This is a genomic window from Sphingobacterium sp. ML3W, from assembly GCF_029542085.1.
Classification (GTDB): domain Bacteria; phylum Bacteroidota; class Bacteroidia; order Sphingobacteriales; family Sphingobacteriaceae; genus Sphingobacterium.
In genome coordinates this window covers 493,629-504,008 of sequence record NZ_CP107036.1, presented here as the reverse complement: position 1 = coordinate 504,008, position 10,380 = coordinate 493,629, and the positions used below count along the sequence as shown (strand labels likewise).

The following is a 10,380-nucleotide window of genomic DNA, read 5'->3' as shown; positions in this document are numbered from 1 at the left end:
CGTCAAAAAACAGGTGAGATATGCTCCAGAAATTCCCCACTCAAAAGTTTAAATTTTATAGCAAAGATTATTTGTAAGATCTAGAAAATAGTATATCTTTGCGACACGTCCCCGTAGTTCAATGGATAGAATTTCAGATTCCGGTTCTGACGATATGAGTTCGAATCTCGTCGGGGACACTTCCTATTTAACAATAAAAAAGACGATCAATTGATCGTCTTTTTTTCTGAAAGTGTCTATTTTCAAAGGCCATCAAGAACTTTCATGACTGTTGGTGATTCAATGGAATCATGAAAGGTTTTATTTAACAATTATAACTCCAAGCTCTTCAAGGATCTCCAGTTAAAATTCTATTGCAACATGCTTGTCTAGCCCGACGTTTAAGACAAATTCTTTTGCAGCAATTTATGCTGAGATGCCGTAAATATATTCCGAAACAAAATATTGATTTCATTGTCAGTGGCTGCGCCCGAAATCCCCGTATGAGGATAGAGTTTAATGACATTAGACAGAATAGTTTCCACAAAGTCTCTACTTTCTATAGCTATACGCTCATATAACGCGTTATTATCAGCTTCATCCTTGAGATTATCCCAAGATCGAACAGCAAGCTCCATGATACTATTTTCCCTAGCTGTATAGTCCTGCTGCATTTCATCCAATTTTCGGAAAGCAGCTTTACTTTCCATTTGCTCCCATTTCCCCTGATTGGACTTCAATACAAATAACTTCTCGATCAGATCTAAAAATCGATCGTACATCCCCATAAAATTCATCAATAAGGTCAACTCCGCAAATGGCATAAAAGGGTATTGATAGAGCAGCTCAGGTCGTGTACTTTTTGAGGCATCAATAAGAAAAGACTGGTTTTCGTCTACCCGTATATTGTCTAGTGAAAAAGAATGCGATGCTGTCGCCTCAAGGCCGAAGGTATCCCAATCGTAATGAATCAATGCAAATTCACGCGCGACAAAGAAAGATTTTACAATTGGATTTCCCTCCTGATCCAAGAGTTGCTGACCATCCGCCTGAATATAAGCGTTCAATGTAAAATGTGTCAGGTGTGGTGCTCCAGTGGCATACTTCCAAAGCCCTTTCAAGCGATAAGACTTGCCCTCACGCTCCGCGATGCCTGCAATCTGCCCACTTCCTCCAAAACATACCTTTTTTGAAGTGAAAATATCACGCCCAACTTCGGAGTCAATAAAACCAACAAAAAGATTCGCTCCCGCACATAAAGTTACCGTCCATGCCAATCCCCCGTCCTGGTAGGCCAGCGCTTTCAACAAGGAAAGCCCACTAACCAGATCTAGCCCCAAGCCATTCAGAGATTGTGGTACCCAGATTTTAAACCACTTGTTCAGGTATATCAGTTCAAGCTGCTCATCAGACAAACTCTTTTGCTGAATTGCTTTACGTTGCTGATCTTTTAGAACAGCGATAGCTGCATCAGTCAGTTGCATATTTTTTTTCATCACTTAATATTCTCCGCCAATTAAAATAGCCACTAAAAGCCATCACAAATAAAAATAAGGTTAAACCAGCATAAACGAATAGACCTTTGTGTATAAGCAAGGGAATTGCCATCAGGTTACTGATGTTCAATAAAATCCAATTTTCAAGTTTACGCTTTGCCAATAGCCACATCCCCGCCCAAGCTGTACAGGAAACAAACGAGTCCCATAACGGAACATCCGAATCAGTTAAATGCACCAGACCAAAATAGAACAATAGGAAACCGACTACACAGATAAAACCAACAATCTGCCAATCTCGGGCTGTACTACGGCTGATCGGTACGATTGTATCACTGCTATATTTCCAATAGATCCAACCATAGATGCTCATCACCAAATAATAGAGATGCAACAAGATTTCTGCATATAATTTTGCGTGGAATAATACATATACTGATATGATAATGCCTATTATCCCAAAGAGGTAATTGATCGATTTATTTTGCCTTGAAAACCAAACCTGCAAGATACCAAAACATACCCCCAGCCATTCCGCTATGGTGGCTTGCTGCATTTGCTGAATAAAAGCCTCGAAAATTGTGTCAGAAGTCATTCAATTGTTTATTAGTTCGTGTAATTACATAATAAACTTATGAGCGGAAAAAACGAATGTTTTTATTGAAATTAAAATCCCTACGCCAGCATTATCCGGATCAGGTATATAAAAGCGATTGCACAAGGTCGTACAATCGCTTTTATTGGGTATAATCTCAGCCCAGATGACATTGTCATTTCCGAGCACCCCATAAGTATATTGTTTATTGAAATTAATCTATATCAATTAATTTCAACGCTTTATGCGTACGGATACGAGTCTCTCTACAAAGCTCAGCATCATCATTTAACGATTTGCCATGCGAAGGAATCATCTCGCGTAATTTCTTGCGGTATTCATCAGATTTAGCACGCTCAGGGAAACATTTCTTCAATAGGCTGATCATGATCGCCACCGAAGTTGATGCACCTGGAGAAGCTCCCAATAGCGCAGCGATAGAACCGTCTGCACTTGAAACCACTTCTGTACCAAACTCTAAAATTCCACCTTTCTTCTCATCCTTTTTAATCACCTGAACACGTTGACCGGCTTTCTCAATAACCCAATCTTCCAATTTAGCTGTTGGCATAAATTGTTTCAACGACTCCAATTTATCTTTAGGAGATTTCATGACTTCCGTGATCAAATACTTGGTCAACGGCAAATTGTCAAGTCCTGCCGATAACATCGGACGGATATTGGATAATTTGATCGATGCAGGTAAATCAAAATAAGAACCTTGTTTCAAAAATTTTGTCGAGAAACCAGCGTATGGACCGAAAAGTAAGGCTTGTTTACCATCGATATAACGGGTATCTAAGTGCGGTACAGACATTGGTGGCGCACCGACAGATGCTTTACCATATACTTTAGCATGGTGCGTATTGATAATTTCTTCGTTTACGCATCTCAACCATTGTCCTCCTACAGGGAATCCACCGTAACCTTTTGCTTCTGGAATACCAGATTTCTCCAGCAATAACAAGGAGTGGCCTCCAGCACCGATAAAAACAAACTTCGCTTTTAGCTCTCTCTTCACCCCTGTTTTCAGATCTTTCACTTCAATTTCCCAACGTCCATCGTCTTCACGATCGATATCAACAACTTCGTGGTTTAAGGAAATTGAAATATTTTCTTTGTTTGCTAGGTTATTAATCAAATCACGTGTCAATGAACCGAAATTCACATCGGTACCTAGATCCATTTTGGTTGCGGCGATTTTCTCACTTGCATCCCGCCCTTCCATCATCAAAGGAATCCATGACTTCAATAGCGTTGCATCTTCGGTATATTCCATGCCTTTGAACAAGGTTTGGGTGTTCATTGTTTCCCATCTTGTTTTCAGGAATTTCACATCTTTTTCACCAAAAACCGCACTCATATGGGGAATGCTACGGATAAAGTTCTCCGGTTGGGCAATAATACCCTTATCAACCAAGTACGACCAAAACTGCTTAGAAACTTCAAATTGCTCAGCAATTTTAACAGCTTTATCAACTTTTACCGAACCATCTTTTTGTTCCGGTGTATAATTCAATTCGCACAAGGCCGAGTGACCTGTACCAGCATTATTCCAAGCGTCAGAACTCTCAGCCGCCACAACATCCAAACGCTCGAGAATTTCAATATTAACGTCTGGGCTTAATTCATTGATTAGAGTACCCAAAGTAGCACTCATAATCCCGGCGCCGATTAGAACAACGTCAACTTCTTTATTTGATTTTTTGCTCATGTTTTTGTGATTGATGCAAATTTAATATAGTTTTTGGTAAACCCCCAAGTCTTTTGTCAAAAAACTGTACTTTTTAGAAACACTTATTCAAAAATACCATTGATTTATTAAAATAATCCTAAGTATAATCGAAATTCCACTTTTTCCAGTTTTCTAAGGCCATACATAGGATATTGTTCATCGATACGGGAATAAATAATCCAAAATAAGACAAAGGCCCATTGCTTTTTGAATCGTTATTTATCGAAAGATTTTGTGTTATAATATAGTTTTAACATTTTTGCAAAAACATCAACGAATAACATTACACTCTTATATGAAACTACTTGAAGGAAAAATTGCTTTGGTAACTGGAGCATCAAAAGGAATTGGAAGAAAAATTGCGGAAGTGTTTGCACAACACGGCGCCAATGTTGCTTTCACTTACCTTTCGTCTGTAGAAAAGGGACAAGCGCTAGAAAAAGAGCTTCAAGCCTACGGAACAAAAGTAATCGGCTACCGTTCTGATGCTTCGAAATTTGAAGAAGCAGAACAATTAATCAATGCAATCGTTGCAGATTTTGGAAGCCTGGATATCGTAGTCAATAATGCCGGCATCACAAAAGATGGTCTGCTCATGCGTATGACGGAAGAAAACTGGGATGACGTCTTAAACGTCAACTTGAAATCCGTATTTAATGTTACAAAAGCTGCTTCAAAAATAATGATGAAAAACCGTAAAGGTTCTTTCATCAACATGTCATCCGTTGTTGGCGTCCAAGGGAATGCTGGTCAATCAAATTATGCCGCTTCCAAAGCTGGTATCATAGGATTCACCAAATCCATTGCTAAAGAATTGGGATCACGTAATATTCGTGCAAATGTTGTCGCTCCTGGATTTATCCGTACAGAAATGACAGATATATTGGATCCTAAAGTGATCGCGACATGGGAAGCTGGAATTCCTTTGAAACGTGCTGGCTCTCCAGAAGATGTGGCCAATGCCTGTCTTTACCTTGCATCTGATTTATCCGCATATGTCACTGGACAGGTTCTTCCTGTTGATGGTGGTATGTTGTAAAATATATCAAACACTGGTGTCCAAAAGTCGACACCAGTGTTTTTCTATAATTATTCCGAATACCAAAATTCGTCCGTAGACGCTTTTACATTGTTCCGACTCTCCAGCTTTGGCTTTGCTTCCCAATATTTCTAAATTTTAGCTAATTTTGTCCATCAAAATTTAAATGCTATGACGAATTGGACGGATTTTTTTGCAATTCAAACAGAAGAGGACTTTAATCAACATTGTTTAGAAACTTATCACTTCCAGCTGCAGCATTGTCAAGTTTACCGAGACTATGTTTCACTGATAGGTAAAGAAAAAAATCAAGTCAAGCATTATAGCGAGATCCCCTTCCTGCCGATAGAATTTTTCAAAACACAAAAAGTTCTGACTGCCGGAATGGATCCCCAAATTGTATTTTCAAGCTCAGGTACAACGGGTATGGTCACATCCAAACATCTTGTTGCCGATGTATCCATCTATGAGCAAACTTTTCGACGTATATTCGAAGATTTCTATGGACCGATTACAGATATCGCTGTTTTGGCCCTTCTCCCATCTTATTTGGAAAGAAGTGGTTCGTCCCTGATCTATATGATCGATGATTTGATGAAACAGAGTAAACAAGCGGAGAGCAATTATTTCCTCTACAATCATCAGGAGCTATACGATACACTTGTTCAATTAAAAGATAACGGAACTAAAACCATCCTTTTTGGTGTCACCTATGCCTTGCTTGATTTCATTGAGCAATATGCTTTTGAATTTCCGGAACTGATTATCATGGAAACTGGTGGAATGAAAGGTAAACGTAAAGAAATGGTTAAACAGGAAATTCACCAACTGCTTGAGGATGCTTTTAAGGTCAGTGGGATCCACTCTGAATATGGCATGACTGAATTATTGTCACAGGGGTACTCTTCGGGTCAAGGGGTTTTCCATTTGCCCAAATGGATGAAAGTATTAATTCGTGATACAAACGACCCTTTGAGTTTAATTTCTCCAGATAGAACCGGAGGCATTAATGTCATCGACTTGGCCAACCGCTACTCTTGTTCATTTATAGCAACACAGGATCTAGGAAAAGTATATCAGGATGGTTCATTTGAGATACTAGGGCGCTTTGACCAAAGCGATATTCGAGGTTGTAATTTATTAGTTCAATAAAAAGCCCCATAAAAATTTATAGGGCTTATCTTTTCTACCATAATACAGTTGGTAGCGCTTATGGAATCTGTTCTTACTATCTCAGACTTGGATCTTCAAACGTATTTCCAGCGCGCATGTCTCCTGAGTCATATCCTTTCTTAAACCAAGCCATTCGTTGCGCTGAGGTTCCATGTGTAAAAGATTCTGGAACAGCATAGCCCTGCGCAGCCGTCTGCAATTTATCATCTCCCACTGCTTCTGCGGCTTTCATGCCATCCACGATATCGTTATAATCTATTTTTACATCTGTGTATTCATTGAGATAATGCGCCCATACACCGGCATAGAAATCGGCTTGAAGTTCTGTCATAACCGAAATCTTGTTGTTTTCACGTTCACTTAGTTTCCCACGGGCTTGGTTGGTTTTGGGTAATAATCCGACCAATTGCTGAATATGATGCCCTACCTCATGTGCAATAACATAAGCCATTGCAAATTCACCCTTGGCACCAAATTTATCCGAAAGTTCGCGGTTAAAGGTCAGGTCCAAATAGATTTTCTGATCTCCAGGGCAATAAAATGGCCCATAAGAAGCCTGTCCCATCCCACAGCCGTCTGTCTGCGTACCACCATCATAAAAAACCAGTGTGGTTGGCGTATAATTTTGCTGCATTTGCTCTTTAAATAGCTTAGCCCAGACATCTTCTGTACTCTGAAGTACAGTCAAAGAAAACTCAGTCAACCTCTTTTCCTCAGGGTTCAGTTCGCGCGGCTGCCCAGATTGCTCCGTTTGCCCACCCATATTTTGCGCCTGTTGCAACAACTGCATGGGATCGCCACCCATCAGAAAACCAATAACCAATACGATGATCCCCCCTATACCTCCCAATGCTAGCTTTCCTCCACCAGACATACCTCTACGATCCTCAAAATTGCCACTTTGTTTACCTCCTTGCCATTTCATATGATTTGTATATTTATTTCAGTTAATAATCTTTTCCAACTTCGTTAGCGTACAAATTCAGTACCAATATAACGGCTCATCCTATTTTTTTTAGAGAAAGACCAGCTTTATTTTAGCAACGACAACTTACTACAATTTATATTCTTATTTTTGGGCTTTTATAGAAACAGATATGAAATTAGAAGAACAATTACTAGCGCGTGCTGAAGGAAAATGTGAGCTGTCAGACATCGCAACGGATTTAATAACGTATACATTACCTCCGGAAACCAGTTCGACTTTGGATAACACCCTACTGATTTCAGCAACATTGGCCAACCAGCTCAACAAAACGGAGCAATTAAACCCTGAAGACTGGAAATTTCTACCTAACGCCATGTGGTCAGAAATCCCTGCTGTTCAGATTGTTTGCTGGCGCATGTTAAATCGTTTGAAAAATGAAGGCTGGGCGTCTGAAGCACTCGATATCCTCTATCTTGATGATGAAACGTTAGCAGAGGCAAAGAAAACCGGAGACCATGAAAACGACGGTTACGTTTCTTTTCATGAAGATAGCATCGGGCAGCGATTATTAGAAGGTGATACTGTTGTGCTGACAAAAACACTGGATGTAAAAGGCTCTTCGCTCAAAGCAACCTTAGGTACTGTTGTTAAAAATATCCGATTAGTAGCAGATAATATCGAGCAGATCGAAGGAAAAATTGAAGGCCAGACAATCGTCATATTGACAAAATATCTACGCAGACAAAATTAAGGATAGAATTTTTCCGCTATAAAAATCTAGCCCTAAGCCAGTAATCTTATACTACTGATTTAGGGCTAAATTATATAGATTGTGCAAACTCCCTATTGTGGATAATTGCGCATAAACTCAAAACGATAGTTCGGATGTTGTTTAAGACTGTCAATTAAATCTGACAGTAATTTCTGTCCTTTTTTCGTTTGGTACATATTATCATGGGTCAGCAGCACTACATTATTTTTTGTGTAGGATGTACCTTTACGAAGTAAGTTCTTCATCTGTGTATACAACTGGTTAACCGATAAATCCGGCTTACCTGTCACACCATTAATCTTCCATTCGCAGTCCCAGCCCATAATTTTATAACCGTTTTGGTGCAGTAGCTCTGCAGTAGAAGCACCGCTTTTTAGATCAACTTTTTTACGATCCCCTACATACCAGATATTTCTTCCGGGGAGTCTCACGATTTTATGTTGCAAGCCCAGAGATTGTTCTGCTAATTCAAAATCTTCAAATGCGGTCTGTGGATTTGAATAAAAAGTACTATACTTATTATGCGCATGCCAATAACTATGATTGTAGCAATCGACCAGCGGATTATTTTTATATCGCTCTGTATAGCCGTGTAATTTTTTGCTCATCTTATCATGTTCGCCAATCAAAAATGCATTGATTTTAATTCCTTTCGCCGTTGCGATAGAATCCAAATATTGGCTACCATTAAGTGGGCCGTCATCAAAAGTAAGGTAAATATATCGTGGCGAAACAGAGTCTGTCAATAAAACTGTGGTATCTTTAACACCACTATAGGATACATTCTCTTCCATTTTGGTAATGGAATCCTTGCGCAGCGAATCCACTTTCGTAATAGAATCCTGCACAACAATTAGACTATCTTTCTTGTGCTGTACAGAATCGACAGTAACACCCTTTTCTTCCTTTTTACCACTGTTTTGATTACAAGACTGCAATCCTAAACTAGCTATTCCCAAGCCCATTAATACAAAGCTTGATTTAATTACTTTTCCCATTACATAAATTAACTTACACGCCACATGCTATCTTTTGCACAGAAAATTCCCTACTTTACTAAAGTCACTTCATATGTTCGTGTCGCAAAATTAAGATAATTTTCATGAATCAACGCTTTATATCCTGTGATTTATTCCTTACACTTTATTTTATTGAACATATCGTTATAAAATTTTAGCATCTATCTAGAGATTACCCTATATCGAAGACTAGCTCAACCAAAATCAATGCTATAAAAAAAGGGTCCTGTCTTGCGACAAGTCCCTTTCCTATTAAACGATTAAGATACTCAAACTAGACACATCCAATTAATCTCTATGTCTCCCTCTGTGTCCATGCTCATGTCGGTCATTATCTCTATCTCCGTATCCGCGTCCACGCCCTCTTCCTCTATCGTTATGTCTTCTATTGCTCTCACCCCAGGAATGATCTCGTCTTACACTGCGCTCACTTGCAAAGGAATATCCACTATGTCCATGGTGACTATCCCGGATAGAAACCTGTCTACCTCGTGAGTGGCCATATCTGCTTCTATAACGATCATGATGATGCCAAGGCGTACGATCATTGATCACTACTTTATGCGCCCTATAAAAATCATAATGCCGATATCTTCGTGGTAAACTCGCCCTTCGTATCCAACCTCCATTGTCATAGTAGACATAACATCTCGCAGGTACATCATAATACATATTGTATTCAGGCATGTAATAATAACGGGCGTAATCATAACCCACCGGTCCCCAACTTGGCTGACTCCCAATATTTACGCTGATACTTACCTGTGCATCAGCCGTCCCAGCCACAAATAGACCTGCAACGATGGCAGCCGTGTAAAACATTTTTTTCATAAGTAGCTCCTCCCTTAGTTTTGTAATTTATTCTTTACAATACGACAACAAACTGTATGCAAAAGATTAAATGATAAATGTTAATTTTTGTTAACAACAACTTAATCTATTCAGCACGAACAGCTTAGTTTTATTTTTACATTCAAAAACAGGGAAACTTTTTATGGAGCAAATTGTTCAACCAATAATACTTTTAATACTTTAAAAGAACTTCAGTATGAATACTTACAGCATTGGAATCATCGTCGGCAGCTTAAGGAAACAATCCTATAATAGAAAGATAGCAGAGTTCATTCTTGAACAAACTCCTAATAAGTTTAACTATCATATTCTTGAAATTGGTGATCTCCCCTTATACAACCAGGATTTTGACGACGAAGGCAATCCGCCCGAGAGTTATATCCGGTTTCGTAAAGAGGTCGCAGCACTGGATGCCATTCTGTTCATTACCCCTGAGTATAATCGCTCCGTACCTGCTGTACTAAAAAATGCAATAGATGTAGGATCCCGGCCATACGGGAAGAATAAATGGGATGGTAAACCAGGAGCCATCATCTCCTCTTCAACAGGAGATTATGGTGGTTTCGGTGCAAACCATCATATCCGACAGTCGTTGGTATTTGTCAATATTTATCCGATGCAGCAACCCGAAGCTTATCTTGGTAATATAAAAGATTGTATCGGCGAGAGCGGAAAAGTTGAATTACAAAAAACAAAAGACTTCCTGCTTGACTTCAAAAAGGCTTTTGAGCACTGGATTATCAGAATAGTACATACAAAAAGCCAAGATTAATCTTGGCTTTTTGTATGTTT

At 39.2% G+C, this 10,380-nt stretch carries 10 protein-coding genes, 1 tRNA gene and 1 riboswitch; of the genes, 5 read left to right on the top strand and 6 right to left on the bottom strand.

The window, feature by feature from the left end:
• Positions 1–107 precede the first annotated feature (107 nt).
• Positions 108–179 (top strand) — tRNA-Arg (locus OGI71_RS02100).
• Positions 180–380: 201 nt separating this feature from the next.
• Here OGI71_RS02100 and OGI71_RS02095 read toward each other — a convergent pair.
• The 3 genes from OGI71_RS02095 to OGI71_RS02085 form a co-directional block, all read right to left on the bottom strand.
• Positions 381–1,475, bottom strand: a complete 1,095-nt coding sequence (locus tag OGI71_RS02095) for an acyl-CoA dehydrogenase (protein ID WP_282253648.1) — start codon at positions 1,473–1,475, stop codon at positions 381–383.
• Positions 1,450–2,070, bottom strand: coding sequence for a nicotinamide riboside transporter PnuC (gene pnuC, locus OGI71_RS02090; RefSeq protein ID WP_282253647.1), 621 nt, complete (start codon positions 2,068–2,070; stop codon positions 1,450–1,452). The genes OGI71_RS02095 and pnuC overlap by 26 nt, the downstream gene beginning before the upstream one ends.
• 60 nt (positions 2,071–2,130) lie before the next feature.
• Positions 2,131–2,273: riboswitch (TPP riboswitch) on the bottom strand.
• 11 nt (positions 2,274–2,284) lie between these two features.
• On the bottom strand, positions 2,285–3,784 hold the full coding sequence (locus OGI71_RS02085; protein WP_282253646.1) for a malate:quinone oxidoreductase: 1,500 nt from the start codon (positions 3,782–3,784) through the stop codon (positions 2,285–2,287).
• Between the two features lie 316 nt (positions 3,785–4,100).
• Here OGI71_RS02085 and fabG point away from each other — a divergent pair, with 316 nt between their 5' ends.
• Positions 4,101–4,844 carry a 3-oxoacyl-[acyl-carrier-protein] reductase gene (fabG, locus tag OGI71_RS02080; RefSeq protein WP_120260831.1) on the top strand — a complete coding sequence of 248 codons (744 nt, stop codon included), beginning with the start codon at positions 4,101–4,103 and terminating at the stop codon, positions 4,842–4,844.
• 171 nt (positions 4,845–5,015) lie between these two features.
• Positions 5,016–5,996 carry an acyl transferase gene (locus OGI71_RS02075; RefSeq protein ID WP_282253645.1) on the top strand — a complete coding sequence of 327 codons (981 nt, stop codon included), beginning with the start codon at positions 5,016–5,018 and terminating at the stop codon, positions 5,994–5,996.
• 76 nt (positions 5,997–6,072) lie between these two features.
• On the opposite strand, the gene OGI71_RS02070 is transcribed toward OGI71_RS02075, so the two are convergent.
• A complete protein-coding gene (locus OGI71_RS02070; RefSeq protein ID WP_282253644.1) occupies positions 6,073–6,942 on the bottom strand; it encodes a neutral zinc metallopeptidase in 870 nt (289 codons plus the stop codon).
• 172 nt (positions 6,943–7,114) lie between these two features.
• Between OGI71_RS02070 and OGI71_RS02065 the strand changes: the two genes are divergently transcribed.
• The gene (locus OGI71_RS02065; RefSeq protein WP_282253643.1) at positions 7,115–7,696 is read left to right on the top strand and encodes an alkylphosphonate utilization protein; all 582 of its coding nucleotides are present in this window, start codon (positions 7,115–7,117) and stop codon (positions 7,694–7,696) included.
• A gap of 92 nt (positions 7,697–7,788) precedes the next feature.
• On the opposite strand, the gene OGI71_RS02060 is transcribed toward OGI71_RS02065, so the two are convergent.
• The gene (locus OGI71_RS02060) at positions 7,789–8,715 is read right to left on the bottom strand and encodes a polysaccharide deacetylase family protein (protein WP_282253642.1); all 927 of its coding nucleotides are present in this window, start codon (positions 8,713–8,715) and stop codon (positions 7,789–7,791) included.
• 309 nt (positions 8,716–9,024) lie between these two features.
• Positions 9,025–9,567 carry a hypothetical protein gene (locus OGI71_RS02055; protein ID WP_223582587.1) on the bottom strand — a complete coding sequence of 181 codons (543 nt, stop codon included), beginning with the start codon at positions 9,565–9,567 and terminating at the stop codon, positions 9,025–9,027.
• Positions 9,568–9,784: 217 nt separating this feature from the next.
• Here OGI71_RS02055 and OGI71_RS02050 point away from each other — a divergent pair, with 217 nt between their 5' ends.
• The gene (locus OGI71_RS02050) at positions 9,785–10,360 is read left to right on the top strand and encodes an NAD(P)H-dependent oxidoreductase (protein WP_282253641.1); all 576 of its coding nucleotides are present in this window, start codon (positions 9,785–9,787) and stop codon (positions 10,358–10,360) included.
• Positions 10,361–10,380 lie beyond the last annotated feature (20 nt).